The 16377-nt window shown below is 60.1% G+C and carries 16 protein-coding genes; 10 read left to right on the forward strand and 6 right to left on the reverse strand.

The window, feature by feature from the left end; translation table 11 throughout:
• The first annotated feature begins 121 nt into the window (after positions 1-121).
• From NL116_RS00570 to NL116_RS00595, 6 genes are all read left to right on the forward strand, one after another.
• Positions 122-2404: an ABC transporter permease subunit gene (locus tag NL116_RS00570; RefSeq protein WP_494375584.1), complete on the forward strand. Its 2283-nt coding sequence runs from the start codon at positions 122-124 to the stop codon at positions 2402-2404.
• Positions 2405-2419: 15 nt separating this feature from the next.
• Entirely contained in the window at positions 2420-4090 is a 1671-nt protein-coding gene (pstA, locus tag NL116_RS00575) for a phosphate ABC transporter permease PstA (RefSeq protein WP_494375585.1), read from the forward strand.
• Between the two features lie 131 nt (positions 4091-4221).
• The gene (gene pstB, locus NL116_RS00580; protein WP_007934504.1) at positions 4222-5055 is read left to right on the forward strand and encodes a phosphate ABC transporter ATP-binding protein PstB; all 834 of its coding nucleotides are present in this window, start codon (positions 4222-4224) and stop codon (positions 5053-5055) included.
• A gap of 72 nt (positions 5056-5127) precedes the next feature.
• Positions 5128-5889, forward strand: a complete 762-nt coding sequence (gene phoU, locus NL116_RS00585; RefSeq protein WP_123433154.1) for a phosphate signaling complex protein PhoU — start codon at positions 5128-5130, stop codon at positions 5887-5889.
• 167 nt (positions 5890-6056) lie between these two features.
• Positions 6057-6956 carry a response regulator gene (locus tag NL116_RS00590; protein WP_140664926.1) on the forward strand — a complete coding sequence of 300 codons (900 nt, stop codon included), beginning with the start codon at positions 6057-6059 and terminating at the stop codon, positions 6954-6956.
• A gap of 203 nt (positions 6957-7159) precedes the next feature.
• Positions 7160-8056, forward strand: coding sequence for a peptidoglycan DD-metalloendopeptidase family protein (locus NL116_RS00595; protein ID WP_494375586.1), 897 nt, complete (start codon positions 7160-7162; stop codon positions 8054-8056).
• Between the two features lie 45 nt (positions 8057-8101).
• On the opposite strand, the gene NL116_RS00600 is transcribed toward NL116_RS00595, so the two are convergent.
• The 3 genes from NL116_RS00600 to phoB all read right to left on the reverse strand — a co-directional run bounded on the left by NL116_RS00600 (position 8102) and on the right by phoB (position 11623).
• Complete coding sequence (locus tag NL116_RS00600; protein WP_494375587.1) at positions 8102-9442, reverse strand: hemolysin family protein; 1341 nt, start codon at positions 9440-9442, stop codon at positions 8102-8104.
• Between the two features lie 123 nt (positions 9443-9565).
• Entirely contained in the window at positions 9566-10852 is a 1287-nt protein-coding gene (phoR, locus tag NL116_RS00605) for a phosphate regulon sensor histidine kinase PhoR (protein ID WP_494378162.1), read from the reverse strand.
• A gap of 81 nt (positions 10853-10933) precedes the next feature.
• A complete protein-coding gene (phoB, locus tag NL116_RS00610) occupies positions 10934-11623 on the reverse strand; it encodes a phosphate regulon transcriptional regulator PhoB (RefSeq protein ID WP_007896474.1) in 690 nt (229 codons plus the stop codon).
• A 152-nt stretch (positions 11624-11775) separates the two neighbouring features.
• On the opposite strand from phoB, the gene NL116_RS00615 reads away from it, so the two are divergent.
• Positions 11776-12159, forward strand: a complete 384-nt coding sequence (locus tag NL116_RS00615) for a COG4315 family predicted lipoprotein (RefSeq protein WP_494375588.1) — start codon at positions 11776-11778, stop codon at positions 12157-12159.
• Between the two features lie 88 nt (positions 12160-12247).
• On the opposite strand, the gene ubiA is transcribed toward NL116_RS00615, so the two are convergent.
• Together ubiA and NL116_RS00625 are read right to left on the reverse strand one after the other, a co-directional pair.
• Positions 12248-13138, reverse strand: coding sequence for a 4-hydroxybenzoate octaprenyltransferase (gene ubiA, locus NL116_RS00620; protein ID WP_494375589.1), 891 nt, complete (start codon positions 13136-13138; stop codon positions 12248-12250).
• Positions 13138-13689 (reverse strand): chorismate--pyruvate lyase family protein, encoded by a 552-nt coding sequence (locus NL116_RS00625; RefSeq protein WP_494375590.1) that lies wholly within the window; start codon positions 13687-13689, stop codon positions 13138-13140. Before NL116_RS00625 ends, ubiA begins: the two co-directional genes overlap by 1 nt.
• 200 nt (positions 13690-13889) lie before the next feature.
• Here NL116_RS00625 and NL116_RS00630 point away from each other — a divergent pair, with 200 nt between their 5' ends.
• From NL116_RS00630 to NL116_RS00640, 3 genes are all read left to right on the forward strand, one after another.
• Positions 13890-14057 carry a rubredoxin gene (locus NL116_RS00630; protein ID WP_007954349.1) on the forward strand — a complete coding sequence of 56 codons (168 nt, stop codon included), beginning with the start codon at positions 13890-13892 and terminating at the stop codon, positions 14055-14057.
• Between the two features lie 22 nt (positions 14058-14079).
• Complete coding sequence (locus NL116_RS00635; protein ID WP_494375591.1) at positions 14080-15228, forward strand: NAD(P)/FAD-dependent oxidoreductase; 1149 nt, start codon at positions 14080-14082, stop codon at positions 15226-15228.
• A gap of 194 nt (positions 15229-15422) precedes the next feature.
• Positions 15423-15698 carry an HU family DNA-binding protein gene (locus NL116_RS00640; protein WP_003213368.1) on the forward strand — a complete coding sequence of 92 codons (276 nt, stop codon included), beginning with the start codon at positions 15423-15425 and terminating at the stop codon, positions 15696-15698.
• Positions 15699-15786: 88 nt separating this feature from the next.
• Here NL116_RS00640 and NL116_RS00645 read toward each other — a convergent pair whose 3' ends face one another.
• Positions 15787-16182, reverse strand: a complete 396-nt coding sequence (locus NL116_RS00645; protein WP_494375592.1) for a DUF6124 family protein — start codon at positions 16180-16182, stop codon at positions 15787-15789.
• Positions 16183-16377 lie beyond the last annotated feature (195 nt).

Below are 16377 nucleotides of genomic sequence, written 5' to 3' on the forward strand. Positions count from 1 at the left end.
GCCAAGGTTCTTGCTCCCACACTCCCAAATTTCCGGTCCGCTGCCAGTTCCCGCTGGCGGCGGACTTGCTGCGTCACTGCATTGTCATCTTTCTGTCATACAGGACCGCTAGGGTGTGCGCATGAATGATCTGGCCAATTCCACCATGACTACGAATCCCCCCAAGCGAATTGATTTCAATACGCCTGAGTTGCAACGCAAGCGCCGCATTCGCGCGCTCAAAGATCGCCTGACCCGTTGGTACGTCCTTGTTGGCGGCCTCGCTGTCCTTGGCGCAATCACGCTGATTTTCTTTTTCCTTGGCTACGTCGTCATGCCCCTGTTCCAGGGCGCAGACCTGACTGCCAAAGACGCCATCACGCCCGCCTGGATGCAAGACGCCGGCAACCCGTTACTGATTTCCCTCGAAGAACAGAACCAGGTCGCCATGCGGGTTTCCGACAAGGGCCAGGCGCTGTTCTTTGATATCGACAGTGGCGCTGAGCTCAAGCGCGTCGATCTGCCGCTTCCGGCCGGCGTCAACGTGACCTCCATTGGTAAAGATCAACCCGGTCACCCTTTGGTGGCTGTGGGCCTGTCCAACGGTCAGGCGCTGGTGTTCCGTCACACCTATAAAGTCAGCTACCCGGATGGCAAGAAAACCATCTCGCCAGCCATCGAATACCCGTACGGCGAAACACCAATTGCGGTCAACGAATCCGGCGGCGCGCTGGAGCACGTCAGCCTTAACGCCACCGATTCGACCCTGATGCTGGTTGGCTCTACCGGTTCGCAACTCAATGTTTTGTCGCTGACCAGTGAAGAAAACATGATGACCGGCGAAGTCACCAACGAGCAGAAGCGTATCGATCTGCCGCAAATGACCGAACCGGTGAAGAACATCTTCGTCGACCCGCGTCAGCAGTGGTTGTACGTGATCAACGGTCGTGCCCAGGCCGACGTGTTCAGCCTTCGCGACAAGAGTCTCAACGGCCGCTACAAACTGCTTGAAGACGGCGAAGCGCAAATCACTGCCAGTACGCAACTGGTGGGCGGCATCTCGCTGATTCTCGGCGACTCCAAAGGCGGCCTGGCCCAATGGTTCATGGCTCGCGACCCGGATGGCGAACAACGCCTGAAGCAGATCCGCACCTTCCAGATGGGCACCACGCCGATTGTTGAAATCACCGCCGAAGAACGTCGCAAGGGCTTCGTTGCCCTCGACGCCTCCGGCAAGCTTGGCGTGTTCCACAGCACCGCTCACCGCACCTTGCTGGTGGATCAGGTCGTCGAAGGCCAAGGCCTGTTCGGTCTGTCGCCACGCGCCAACCGCATCATCGTCGAAGCGGACGGCAAGATTCAGCCGCTGCTGCTGGACAACCCGCACCCGGAAGTCTCGTGGAGCGCGCTGTGGAGCAAGGTCTGGTACGAGAACTACGACGAACCGAAATACGTCTGGCAATCGACCGCCGCCAACACCGACTTCGAACCGAAGATGAGTTTGTCTCCGCTGACCTTCGGTACCTTGAAGGCTGCGTTCTACGCCATGTTGCTGGCTGCACCGCTGGCTGTCGCTGCGGCGATCTACACCGCCTACTTCATGGCCCCAAGCTTGCGCCGCAAGGTCAAGCCGGTCATCGAACTGATGGAAGCAATGCCGACGGTGATCCTCGGTTTCTTCGCCGGCCTGTTCCTCGCACCGTATGTCGAAGGGCATTTGCCGGGCATCTTCAGCCTGCTGATGCTCCTGCCGATCGGCATTCTGGTGGCGGGTTTCACCTTCAGCCGCCTGCCTGAATCGATCCGCCTGAAAGTGCCGGACGGCTGGGAAAGCGCGATCCTGATCCCGGTGATCCTGTTTGTGGGCTGGCTCTCGCTGTACATGAGCCCGTACATGGAAACCTGGTTCTTCGGCGGCGACATGCGCATGTGGATCTCCCACGACCTGGGCATCACCTACGACCAGCGCAACGCACTGGTCGTCGGTCTGGCCATGGGCTTCGCGGTGATCCCGAACATCTACTCCATCGCCGAAGACGCCGTGTTCAGCGTGCCTCGTGGCTTGACCCTCGGTTCCCTGGCCCTCGGCGCTACGCCGTGGCAGACCATGACCCGCGTGGTGATCCTCACTGCCAGCCCGGGCATCTTCTCGGCACTGATGATCGGCATGGGCCGTGCGGTCGGTGAAACCATGATCGTGTTGATGGCCACCGGTAACACCCCGGTCATGGAAATGAACCTGTTCGAAGGCCTGCGCACCCTGGCCGCCAACGTCGCAGTGGAAATGCCCGAATCGGAAGTCGGCGGCAGCCACTACCGCGTGCTGTTCCTCTCGGCGCTGGTGCTGCTGTTGTTCACCTTCGTCATGAACACCCTCGCAGAACTGATTCGTCAGCGTCTGCGCAAGAAATACTCGTCGCTTTAAGAAAGGTAGAAGTCTGTGAAACAGAACTCCCTGAACGGATGGTTCAAGAGCGGCGCCCCGGGCGTCTGGATCAGCGGTGGCGCGGTGTCCATCGCGGTCATCATGACCATTGGCCTGCTGGCGGTGATTGCCGTGCGCGGTCTGGGTCACTTCTGGCCGGCGGATTTGATTCACGCCAGCTACGACGTGCCGGGCCAGGCCAATCACCTGGTCATCGGTGAAGTGGTACAAAAAGAAGAAGTGCCGCGCGAGCGCCTGAAAAGCGCTGGCCTGCCGGTGCCCGATCAGGGCCCGGAATTCATGACCCGCGAGCTGATCAAGGTCGGCAACCGTGACTTGAACGGCAACGACTTCACCTGGATCGTCGGCGAATGGCTGACCAACCAGAACACCCCGCCTGAGCTGATGACCATCGAGCGTCGCGAGTGGGGCAATTTCTACGGTTACCTGGTCAACGTCAAACAGGACGGCAAAGTCATCGCTGAAGGCGAAGCGGCCTGGCCTGAACTGCAAGCCCGTGTCGATCGCGTGAACAAGCTCGCGGCACAGCTCAAGAGCCTGGAAAAGACCGACATCGGTGCGATCAACGCCGGTCTGGAACGCATTCGTTTGCACGGTCGCAAACTGGAACTGGCCGGCAAGCTCGACGCCGCCGCGCAAGCGGACATGGACGCCGAGCGCGCCGAACTGAACGCACGTTATCAAGACATCGAAGCCCGTCTGAATGACCTGCACGCCCAGTTCAACCGTGACAGCCTTACGGCCCGCGATGCGAACGGCAAAGAGATCGAAATCAGCATCGGCAAAGTGGTTCATGCTTACCAGCCGAACGCCATGGGCACGCTGACCAAGGTCGGCTTCTACTTCAGCAAGGTCTGGGAATTCCTGTCCGATGACCCGCGTGAAGCGAACACCGAAGGCGGGATCTTCCCGGCGATTTTCGGCACCGTGATGATGACGTTGATCATGGCGATGATCGTGACGCCATTCGGCGTGTTGGCGGCGGTTTACCTGCGGGAATATGCCAAGCAGAACACGCTGACCCGAATTATCCGGATCGCGGTGAACAACCTGGCCGGTGTACCTGCCATTGTTTACGGCGTATTCGGCCTCGGTTTCTTCGTCTATGTACTCGGCGGCTCGGTTGACCGGTTGTTCTTCCCTGAAGCGCTGCCGGCGCCGACCTTCGGTACGCCGGGCCTGCTCTGGGCCTCGCTGACCCTGGCACTGCTGGCCGTGCCGGTGGTGATCGTGGCCACCGAAGAAGGTCTGGCGCGGATTCCTCGCACCGTGCGTGAAGGCTCGTTGGCCCTCGGCGCGACCAAGGCAGAAACCTTGTGGAAGATCGTGCTGCCGATGGCCAGCCCGGCGATGATGACCGGCATGATCCTCGCCGTGGCACGTGCCGCCGGTGAAGTGGCGCCGCTGATGCTGGTGGGTGTGGTGAAACTGGCACCGTCGCTGCCGCTGGATGGCAACTACCCGTACCTGCACCTTGACCAGAAGATCATGCACCTGGGCTTCCATATTTATGACGTCGGCTTCCAGAGCCCGAACGTCGAAGCCGCGCGGCCGCTGGTATACGCCACGGCACTGCTGCTGGTCCTGGTGATCGCCACGCTCAACCTGTCGGCCGTCTACATCCGGAACCACCTGCGCGAGAAATACAAGGCGCTGGATAGCTGATTGGATGAAGCACTGATTTCCAGGTGGGAGCGAGCCTGCTCGCGAAGCTTTTGGCGCCAGTGATGGCCCCTTCGCGAGCAGACTCGCTCCCACAAAAAACGAACCGAATTTGTTAGCACAGGGAGCCTCCCATGCAGCACGAAGCACATACCCACGGCATCAACATGTCGGCACTGGGTCGCGACAAACAAAGCCTGAGCCTCGAGCAGGAAACCGTGGCCATTGAGGTGCCGGGCCTGAGCCTGTTCTACGGCGAGAAACAAGCGCTGTACGACGTCAGCATGAACATCCCGAAACAGCGTGTCACCGCCTTCATCGGTCCGTCCGGTTGCGGTAAATCCACGTTGCTGCGGACTTTCAACCGCATGAACGACCTGGTGGATGGCTGCCGTGTCGAAGGCGCGATCAACCTCTACGGCAACAACATCTACCGCAAGGGCGAAGACGTGGCCGAACTGCGTCGTCGCGTGGGCATGGTGTTCCAGAAGCCGAACCCGTTCCCGAAGACCATCTACGAAAACGTGGTGTATGGCCTGCGCATCCAGGGCATCAACAAGAAACGCATCCTCGACGAAGCCGTTGAATGGGCGTTGAAAGGCGCGGCACTGTGGGACGAAGTCAAAGACCGTCTGCACGAATCGGCACTCGGCCTGTCCGGTGGTCAGCAACAACGTCTGGTCATCGCGCGCACCATCGCCGTGGAACCGGAAGTGTTGCTGCTCGACGAACCGTGCTCGGCGCTCGATCCGATCTCTACGCTGAAAGTCGAAGAGCTGATCTACGAACTGAAATCGAAATTCACCATCGTCATCGTGACCCACAACATGCAACAGGCCGCGCGGGTTTCCGACTACACGGCGTTCATGTACATGGGCAAACTGGTGGAGTTCGGCGACACCGACACCCTGTTCACCAATCCGGCGAAGAAGCAGACCGAAGACTACATCACCGGTCGTTACGGCTAGGAAGCCTGTGGTTGCTCACTGAACTGACGCTGCGGCCCACCGCACCTTACCGGACGCTCCAAGGACGCCAACATGATTAGTAAAGAAGGCCTTACCCACCACATTTCCGCGCAATTCAACGCCGAACTGGAGGAAGTGCGCAGCCACCTCCTGGCCATGGGCGGGTTGGTGGAAAAGCAGGTCAACGACGCGGTGACCGCGCTGATCGAAGCCGACTCCGGTCTGGCCCAGCAGGTTCGTGAGATCGACGACCAGATCAACCAGATGGAACGCAACATCGACGAAGAATGCCTGCGCATTCTGGCCCGTCGTCAGCCTGCGGCGTCTGACTTGCGCCTGATCATCAGCATCTCCAAGTCGGTGATCGACCTGGAACGCATCGGTGACGAAGCGACCAAGATTGCCCGCCGCGCCATTCAGTTGTGCGAAGAAGGCGAAGCGCCGCGCGGTTACGTCGAAGTTCGCCACATTGGCGACCAGGTGCGCAACATGGTGCGTGATGCGCTGGACGCGTTTGCCCGTTTCGACGCCGACCTGGCGTTGTCGGTGGCGCAATACGACAAGATCATCGACCGCGAATACAAGACCGCCCTGCGTGAGCTGGCGACCTACATGATGGAAGACCCGCGCTCTATCTCGCGGGTCTTGAGCATTATCTGGGTGCTGCGTTCGCTGGAACGGATCGGCGACCATGCACGCAATATCTCGGAACTGGTGATTTACCTGGTGCGCGGCACCGACGTGCGTCACCTGGGCCTCAAGCGCATGAAAGAAGAAGTTGAAGGAACCAGCAGCGAAACCGCTAATGTTCCGGGCAAAGCTGACGATAAGTAAGACTGCCCAAGAAAAACGCCCGGTCCTTTGGCCGGGCGTTTTTGTGTGTGGTTTTCGACGTTACTAGCAGCACCCGCGAACGAAAAGTCCCGGCGTGACTGAAGGTTTTTGGCAATGTGCCATCAGCAAAACGGTATGCTTGCCGGGATTTTTTCGAGGGGTGATGGATGAGCAAGATCAGCGTGTTGGTGGTGGACGATGCAGCGTTCATTCGTGACCTGGTAAAGAAAGCCCTGCGCAACTACTTCCCTGGCATTCGCACGGAAGATGCCATCAACGGCAAAAAGGCTCAGGCCATGCTGGCGAAGGAGACGTTCGACCTGGTCCTGTGCGATTGGGAAATGCCCGAGATGTCCGGCCTGGAACTGCTGACCTGGTGTCGCGAGCAGGACCACCTCAAGACCATGCCTTTCGTGATGGTCACCAGCCGGGGCGACAAGGAGAACGTGGTTCAGGCGATTCAGGCCGGCGTTTCCGGCTACGTCAGCAAGCCCTTCACCAACGAACAGCTGCTGACCAAGGTCAAGCAGGCGCTGAACAAGGTCGGCAAACTGGACGCCCTGATGAGCGGCGCGCCGGCGAAAATGAACTCGGCTTTCGGCAACGATACCTTGAGCGCCTTGACCGGCGGCAAACCTGCCGTGGTCGCACCGACGCCGGCCGCCGCACCGTCTCGTGGTTTGCTCAACAGCCCACCCGTGCGGACCGCGACCGCCGCAGCGCCTGCCAGCGGTCGTGGCCAAGGCCAGCTGCGCTTGCCGAGCGGCATCCAGCAATGCGTGATCAAGGCCTTGAGCATCAAGGAAGCGCTGCTGGTGGTTAAGCGCACCGACACGCTGCCACAAATCCTCGACAGCGCCGTGCTCGATCTGGAGCAGGGCGAGAACGCTGAAGTCGCCCGCTTGAACGGTTACCTGCACGCGGTCGTCGCCCACGAGCCGAAACCTGATAGCGACTGGTTGCAGCTGACCTTCCGCTTTGTGGATCAGGACGCGCAGAAACTCGACTACATTTCCCGCCTGATTGCCCGTGGTACCGCGCAGAAGCACTTCATTCCGGGCGCGTAATCCTCGTCGCCCGAAAGCCAGTCTTCGCGAGCAGGCAAGCTCCCACATTTGAGATGCATTCCAATGTGGGAGCTTGCTCGCGATGGGGCCCTCAGAAACACCACGCATCCGCTAAACCGCTCCTTTTGAAACATCTGCCGACTCCTTGGGTCCATTGCAGCTGCTAGGCTCCACTCAAGGCCTTACTCGACAGAATCCTGCCCATGCTCGCGCGCCTGCTGTTTTTCTGTGGTCTGTTCATGGCCGCCACGCCGGCGATGGCCGTGACGGTCTACAAGTCCACCGACGCCAATGGCGTGGTCTCCTACAGTGACCGCCCCACGAAAGGCTCGGAGGTGTTCGTTTTTCGAGATCGCATGGATGAGCACCTCGAGCGTCAGGTGTACCTGGTTTTCCTCAAGAAGGCCGGCGAGCACAGCGTCTACGTGCGCAATAACCTGTACGCACCGGTCGAGATCGGCTTGAGCTTCGCCGGGTTGAAAAACGTCAGCGGCGCGCCGGGTAAATCGATCCACAAGGTATTGCCGGCACGCAGCAGTGTTCGTGTGGCGGTGCTTACCGCGACTCAGGCCGGAAAGCCGCTCGTGTATACCCCGAAGTTCAAATACGCCTTGGGCAACCCCTCAGGGTCGGCCATGGCCTATCGATACCCGTTCCCCTGGCGTGGCGGGCCGTTTCACGTGAGCCAAGGCGCTGAAGGCGCCTACAGCCACATCGGGCCAAAGAGTCGCTACGCGATCGACATCGCCATGCCTGAAGGCACGCCGATCATCGCTGCGCGTGGCGGGGTGGTGGTGAAAACCGAGAGTGGGCAGACTGGGCGGGGTACCAACCCGTCGGGCAATTTCGTGCGGGTGCTGCACGATGACGGGACCATGGGCGTGTATTTGCATCTCAAGCAAGGTTCGGTCTGTGTTAGCGAGGGGCAGCGGGTGTCGGTGGGCAGTGCGCTGGCGCTGTCGGGCAATACCGGCAACAGCACCGGGCCGCACCTGCATTTTGTGGTGCAGCGTAATTCGGGATTGGGGCTGGTATCAATTCCGTACCAGTTCAAACAACCGATGGGGGTGTTGCCCAACTTTGTGTTGGGCAAGCAGTGATGTGCTGCCTGTACTGACGCCTTCGCGGTTTAGGTCAGGGACGACTTAATCGAGCATCAACACCTTGGCCAGAATGATTTTCGGCCCTTTCATCTTCTTGATGATGATCCGCAAACCTTCGACTTCCAGCACTTCTTCCTCTTCCGGCACCCGTTTCAGGCTTTCGTAGACCAGCCCGGCGAGGGTTTCGGCTTCGACGTGATCCAGATCGATGCCCAACAGGCGTTCGACCTTGAACAGCGGCGTATCACCGCGCACCAGCAGCTTGCCCGGCTGGTACGCGAGGATCCCGCGCTCGGCCTTGCGGTGTTCGTCCTGAATGTCGCCGACCAGCACTTCCAGCACGTCTTCCATGGTCAGGTAGCCAATGATGTTGCCATCGGCCTCTTCCACCAAGGCGAAGTGCGAGCCACCCTTGCGGAACTGCTCCAGCAGCTGCGACAGCGGCAGGTGCCGCGACACGCGTTCCAGCGGACGGGTCAGCTCAGCCAGGTTGAACGACTCGGGAATGTGATCCAGGGCCGCCAGTTCCAGCAGCAGGTCCTTGATGTGCAGCAGGCCGACGAACTCCTGACGGTCGCTGTCGTACACCGGGTAACGGCTGAACTTGTGGCGGCGGAACATCGCCAGGATTTCCTTGAGCGGCGCGTTGAACTCCAGCGTCACCAGGTCTTCCCGGGAGTTGGCCCAGTCGACCACTTCCAGCTCGCCCATCTCCACGGCCGAAGCCAATACGCGCATGCCTTGGTCGCTCGGGTCCTGGCCACGGCTGGAGTGCAGGATCAGTTTCAGTTCTTCACGGCTGTAGTGGTGCTCGTGATGCGGGCCGGGCTCACCCTGGCCCGCGATCCGCAGAATCGTGTTGGCGCTGGCGTTCAGCAGGTAGATCGCCGGGTACATGGCCCAGTAGAACAGGTACAGCGGCACGGCGGTCCACAGCGACAGCAGCTCCGGTTTGCGGATGGCCCAGGATTTCGGGGCCAGCTCGCCGACCACGATGTGCAGGTACGAAATGACGAAGAACGCGGCGAAGAACGATACGCCCTTGATCACTTCGGCCGACTGCACGCCAACCGCTTCAAGCATTGGCTCGAGGATGTGCGCGAACGCCGGTTCACCGACCCAGCCAAGGCCAAGGGAGGCGAGGGTGATACCCAGTTGGCACGCCGAGAGGTACGCATCGAGTTGACTGTGAACGGTGCGCAGGATATGCCCGCGCCAGCCGTTTTTATCGGCGATGGCCTCGACGCGGGTCGAGCGCAGTTTGACCATGGCAAATTCGGCCGCAACGAAAAAGCCGTTGAGCAGCACCAGGATCAGAGCAAAAAGAATCATGCCGAAGTCGGCAAATAGTGTTGCGAGGGTCAAGCCAGGGGAAGGGTCCATGATGGAGTTTTGCGGGTTCCGTATATTCGAAATGGGGAGTAATGCGGTGCCTGAAGGGCAGGCACAAGTCAGCCAATGTAGCGGCTGACTCGGTGATTGCCTAGTGGCGCGTGCTGGCCGGTATCAGTCAGCGGTCCTTTGGACTTGCGATTTGGCCACCTGAGCCGGGGCAAAGTGGCAGGTGAAGGTGCTGCCGTGGCCTGGCACGCTGCTGATTTCCATCCGTGCGCGGTGGCGCAGCAACACGTGTTTGACGATCGCCAGGCCCAGGCCGGTGCCGCCAGTGTTGGAATTGCGGCTGGAGTCGACGCGGTAGAAGCGTTCGGTCAGGCGCGGCAGGTGCTTGGTGTCGATCCCGATCCCGGAATCCTGCACGCTCAGGTGCGCGCCTTGCTCATCGGCGCACCAGCGAATACGGATGTTGCCTTCGGCCGGGGTGTATTTCACCGCGTTGAACACCAGGTTGGAAAACGCACTGCGCAGTTCCGCTTCGCTGCCCTTGAGCATGATCGTCGGGTCGGCTTCCAGAGTAATGCACTGGTTTTTCTGCCCCGACAGTTGCTGAGCGTCGCTCTTGATCGACTGCAACAAGGCGTCAATCACCACTGGCTGGTTGTCCGACGGGTAATCGGTGGCTTCCAGCTTGGCCAGCAGCAACAAGTCATTGAGCAACGTCTGCATGCGCCCGCCCTGTTGCTGCATCTGCTGCAAGGCACGGGTCCAGCGCGGGTTCACTTCATCGACGTTGTCGAGCAGGGTTTCCAGATAACCGCAGATCACCGTCAGCGGCGTGCGCAGCTCATGGGAGACGTTGGCGATGAAGTCTTTGCGCATCTGTTCCAGCTGATGAATGCGCGTGACATCGCGCACCAGCATCAAGTGTTCGTTGTTGCCGTAACGGGTGATGTACAGCTGAATGCGCACGCGATCATTGGTCGGCGACGGGATTTCCAGCGGTTCGGCGTAGCTGTCCTGCTCGAAATATTCCTTGAAGCGCGGGTGGCGCACCAGGTTGGTCACCGGCTGACCGCTGTCTTGCGGGGTCTTGAGGCCGAGCAGGGTTTCGGCGGCGAGGTTCCACCATTCCAGGTTGCCATCGCTGTCGAGCATGACCACTGCGTCTTTCAGTGCGGCGGTGGACTCCTGAATACGGTCGATTACCGCTTGCAGACGCCCACGTACCCGTTGGTCACGACGTTGCAGGTGATAGATGCTGTCGAACACCTCGCCCCACAGGCCATAGCCATCGGGCGGTGCTTCATCGGCGGAGTGCAGGCGCAGCCATTCGTGCAGGCGCAGCAGTTGCTTGAGGGTCCAGGCCAGGTAAAGGCCCAGCCCCGCAGCGAGGCTCCAGCCGTAGTAGCCGGTCATCAGGCCGATCACCAGGCAACCGGTGACCAGTAACAGCATGTGGCGAATCAGGGTGCCATGCCAGTTTTGGTTCACGGAAACGTGCGTCCTTGTCAGCTTGTCGGGCGGGTAAGGGCAGGGTCAGGCTTTGGTGGAAAAGCGGTAACCCGTGCCACGCACGGTTTGTACCAGATTTTCGTAGGCATCACCGAGGGCCTTGCGCAGGCGACGGATGTGCACGTCGACGGTGCGTTCTTCGACATACACATTGCCGCCCCAGACCTGATCCAGCAGCTGGCCACGGGTGTAGGCACGTTCCTGATGGGTCATGAAAAATTGCAGCAGGCGGTATTCGGTCGGGCCCATTTCGGCGGGTTTGCCGTCGATGGTCACACGGTGGCTGATCGGGTCCAGCAGCAGGCCGCCGACTTCAATCGGTGCCTCGCCATCGGTTGGACCGGCACGACGCAGCACGGCTTTGAGACGTGCCACCAGCTCACGCGGGGAAAACGGTTTGGTGATGTAGTCGTCGGCGCCGACTTCCAGGCCCTGGATCTTGTTGTCCTCTTCGCCCTTGGCGGTGAGCATGATGATCGGGATGTCCCCGGTCAGCTCGTCACGCTTGAGACGGCGGGCCAACTCGATACCGGAGGTGCCGGGCAGCATCCAGTCGAGCAGGATCAGGTCCGGCTTGCGGTCGACGATGATGGCATGGGCCTGCTGCGAGTTCTCCGCCTCCAGGCAGTCATAGCCGGCCATTTCCAACGCAACGGCGATCATTTCGCGAATGGGCGCTTCGTCGTCGACGATCAGAATGCTCCTGCCAACCATGCCTTAATCCTCTTGTCATTTAACTGTCTTGCGCCGCATTAGATAACGGAATTATTGCAGTCGTGTGACAGTATTTTAGCTGCCCGGCGATTGTCATGATCCTGAACTAAGCTCTAAGTCCGAATCCTGACAACCACAAAAGGAAGGTTTCCATGAAGCAAATCTCGCAATCCTTCAAGGCCCTGATGCTGGTCGCTGCGTTTTCGTTGCCGGCCATGGCCTTCGCGGCTGAGCCTGCGATGATGAAAGGCGACATGATGGTCGACCCTAAAGGCATGACCCTGTACACGTTCGACAAGGACACGGGCGGCAAGTCGGTGTGCACCGGTGAGTGTGCAGACCACTGGCCACCGTTCAAGGCGGAGGCCGGTGCCAAGGCTGAAGGCAAGTGGACCATTATCAAGCGTGACGATGGCACGATGCAGTGGGCCTACGGCGGCAAGCCACTGTATTACTTCGTGAAGGACAAGGCTCCCGGAGACATGTCGGGCGACAAGATGAAAGACGTCTGGCACGTCGTTCGCGAGCATATGTAAGCGATTCGCTTAACCCTGTAGCAGCTGGCGCAGCCGGACGCCCGAACGCGGCCCAAGCCTTCGGCAGCTGCTACCTAAAGCGTGTCCGTCAGCGCAGTGCGTAATCCAGCACGATCCCGACAAAAATCGCCAACCCGGCCCAGTGGTTGTGCAAAAACGCCCTGAAGCAACGCATCCGGTCCTTGCCACGGGTGTACCAGAATTCCCATGCGAAACAGCCCGCGGCCGCTAGCAAACCGAGGTGGAACCAGCCTCCGAGCTCGAATGTAGACCCGGCCAGCAACAGGCAGCCCAGCGCCAATCCCTGCAACGTCAGGATGATCACCCGGTCCGCATCGCCAAACAGGATCGCCGTGGATTTCACGCCGATCTTGAGGTCGTCGTCACGGTCAGTCATCGCGTAATACGTGTCATAACCCACGGTCCACAGCAGATTGGCGATCCACAGCAACCACGCCGCCGCCGGCAATTCACCGGTTTCGGCGGTGAACGCCATGGGCATCCCCCAGGAAAACGCCGCGCCCAGCACCACTTGCGGGTAATAGGTGTAGCGCTTCATGAACGGGTAACTGAACGCCAACGCCAGACCGCCGAACGACAGCCAGACCGTCGCAGCGTTAGTGCACAACACCAGCAGAAAACTCACGCCCATCAACAAGGCGAAGAACGCCAGGGCTTCTTTGGAACTGATCCTGCCGCTGACCAAGGGGCGTTGTTCCGTGCGTTTCACGTGGCCGTCGACCTTGCGATCCGCCCAGTCATTGATCACGCAGCCACCGGCGCGGGTGAGGATCACGCCTAGAACAAAAATCACCACGTTGGCCAGCGACGGCGAGCCTTTCCCGGCAATCCACAGCGCCCACAGCGTCGGCCACAGCAGCAGATAAATGCCGATCGGCTTGTCCATGCGCGTCAGTTGAATGAAATCCCAGGCCCGAGGGTTCAAGCGGTTCAAGGACTTGAGCAGGCTCTGGTACATCAGCAGTTCTCCGGATGGGCGCGGGTGGCGTTCCACAAGGTCGGCAGGAAGATTTCGGCTACCAGTACGCTCAGGGCGCCGCGGTCGAAGCGCGAGCGACGGCCCCACAGCTCAGGTGTCCGGCACTCCATCGGCAACCTTGTTTGAGGGTAGTGACACACCTCAATCGCACGACGCTGGAACGCGTGATCGCAAAACAGCAATTCCCCCAGAGAACGGCTGCCCAGTTCGTCCATGTGCAAACCATCGCCCTGCAACGCGCTACGCGCCGCAACGCTGCGGGCAAACACCCACGCCTCGCCATTCCCGCGCAAATACACCTCGCGCACCCAGCCCTCGCTGCCTTCGGCCAGGTCCAGTGCGACACACTCGTCGGCGCGCAGCGGTTGCCAGCCTTCGAACAGCGGCGTAACGCTGAAACGGTCATTCGACAAACGGATCAAGCGTCGGGTCAGGGAGCCTTCGTCGAACAGCCAGTCGAGGGTAGACGCGTCGGGGAGGGGCGCGAGTTGGCTTTGGGTGAGCCACAGCGGGGAGTTTGAGTGCGGCACGGTGAGTCATTATTGGCAGCAAATGAGGCGGCGAGCTTACCATGTCAGCCGGCGATTTTGATTGATGGGGCCGCCGGTGCGTCGAACATGCTTGCATCCGGCGGGCCCGATCAGTACAAAACGCCCTGAGCCGGACGGCAACGCGGCAACCATCGACCGTTCGTGCCGGCAATGCGCCTGAATCCTGAGGAAGTAACTGAATGAAAAAGTGGCAATGTGTGGTCTGTGGCCTGATCTATAACGAAGCCGACGGCTGGCCGGACGACGGCATTGCGCCGGGCACACTGTGGCAAGACGTGCCGGAAGACTGGCTGTGCCCGGACTGCGGCGTGGGCAAGATGGATTTCGAAATGATCGAAATCAACTAACAAGTCACCAGAGGAGTAAGGAATGAACGCACCTGTCGTCATCGTCGGTACCGGGCTGGCTGGCTATAACCTGGCCCGGGAGTTTCGCAAACTCGATAGCGAAACCCCGTTGCTGTTGATAACCGCCGATGACGGACGTTCCTACTCCAAGCCGATGCTCTCCACCGGTTTCGGCAAAAACAAAGACGCCGACGGCCTGAGCATGGCCGAACCTGGTGCGATGGCCGAACAGTTGAAAGCCGAAGTGCGGACCCACACACGCATCAGCGGCATCGACCCGGGCCACAAACGCCTGTGGATCGGTGAAGAATCGGTGATTTATCGTGACCTGATTCTGGCCTGGGGCGCGGAAACTGTGCGGGTGCCCATCGAAGGTGACGCGGCGGATTGCGTGTTCCCGATCAACGATCTGGAGGATTACGCGCGCTTTCGTGCGGCGGCCGCCGGCAAGCGTCGGGTGCTGTTGCTCGGGGCCGGCCTGATTGGTTGTGAGTTCGCCAATGACCTGAGCCTTGGCGGCTACGAGGTGCAACTGGTCGCACCGTGCGAGCAAGTCATGCCCACCTTGCTGCATCCGGCTGCGGCGGCTGCTGTTCAGGCCGGGCTGGAAAGCCTCGGCGCGCGATTCCATCTCGGGCCGGTGCTTAATCGCTTGCAGCGCGTGGCGGATGGCCTGGAAGCGCATCTGTCCGATGGCCAGGTGATCCCTTGCGACGTCGTGGTGTCGGCCATTGGTCTGCGTCCGCGTATCGATCTGGCCGCGGCGGCGGGTGTGCAAGTCAACCGTGGCGTGGTGGTCGACCGTCACCTGAAAACCTCCCATGACAACATCTACGCGCTGGGCGACTGTGCCGAGGTCGATGGGCTGAATTTGCTGTACGTCATGCCCCTGATGAGCTGTGCGAGAGCGCTGGCCCAGACCCTGGCCGGAAACCCTACGCCAGTCTCCTACGGCCCGATGCCGATTACCGTGAAAACCCCGGTGTGTCCGTTGGTGGTATCGCCGCCACCACGGGGCAGCGAGGGCGTTTGGACAGTCGAAGGGCAGGGCGGCGACATCAAGGTGTTATGCCGCGATGCCAGTGGAAAACTGCTGGGTTATGCCCTGACAGGCACGGCCGTAATGGAAAAACTGGCCCTCAACAAAGAGCTTCCGGCACTGCTGGCGTAAATACCGGTCGTTCTGTCGGAATCACCCCTCTTTTGCCCCTACAAAGCACGCGTCGAGACTGGCGCGGCTCTGCCTTGCGTGCCATCCTCACTCCCGTCTGCCGCAGAGTAGAGCACCTGCGGCGCTTTGGGCGCTGCTCCACAGAGAGCAGCACGGACATAACAACAAAAAACCGTCAAAGGGGCTTCACTAATATGCGTAAACCAGAACTCGCCGCAGCAATTGCTGAAAAAGCAGACCTCACCAAAGAGCAGGCCAACCGCGTTCTCAACGCCGTTCTCGAAGAAATCACCGGCGCTCTGCATCGCAAGGACAGCGTCACGCTGGTGGGCTTCGGTACCTTCCTGCAACGCCACCGCGGTGCGCGCACCGGCAAAAACCCGCAAACCGGTGAGCCCGTCAAAATCAAGGCCAGCAACACTGTTGCGTTCAAACCAGGCAAATCGTTGAAAGACAGTGTTAATCCGTAATACGCGCCGACGCCCGCACAGCGGGTGAGCGGGATAAAAAATGGGCATGCCAACGAGGTTGGGTGTCCATTTTTTTATGGTCGGCGGATCAGCTGGCCCGGCTGATTTTCCTGGCGAGAATCGCCGCCATTTCTGGCTCGTCGAGGTCATCCAGCGCCCGATCTATCAGCAGATGCACGCCATCGGCCATGCGGCTGAGTGCCAGGGCTACAGAGCGTTGTCGGCCTTCCACATTGTCGGCGAGGTCGGCGGCGATGGCGCTGATGGAACGAGAGTCTTCCGACGCGTTGGCGAGCAGGGCGTCCGTGTTGATGTCGGGGCAAACGCTGAAGAGCTGGCCGTTGGGTTTGGATTGTTTCGGTTTGGTTGACGGAAAATGGTGGTCGAGGGCGCGCTCGGCGGCGTCGTTGAGTTTGTTTGAATCGGGGCTTTCGTAGGGTGAGACCGGATCGGTGTCCGGTGGGTTGGGTGTCACTTTGAACATGATCTTCAATTCCATGAATGATGCTGACACCACTTCGCCGACTAAACGGAGGGGTGGCAGCTGTACGCAGGTTAGTCGGACCGGGGAATTGAAGAAGCCGGCGCACCCGAAGGTGCCCTGCGCACAGCCACCATCAAATGCAGGTATGAGAAACCTGTCTGACGGAAGCTTGTGCAACTTCAATTACCAGCGGGC

The sequence above is a fragment of the Pseudomonas sp. FBCC-B1667 genome, from assembly GCF_059133255.1.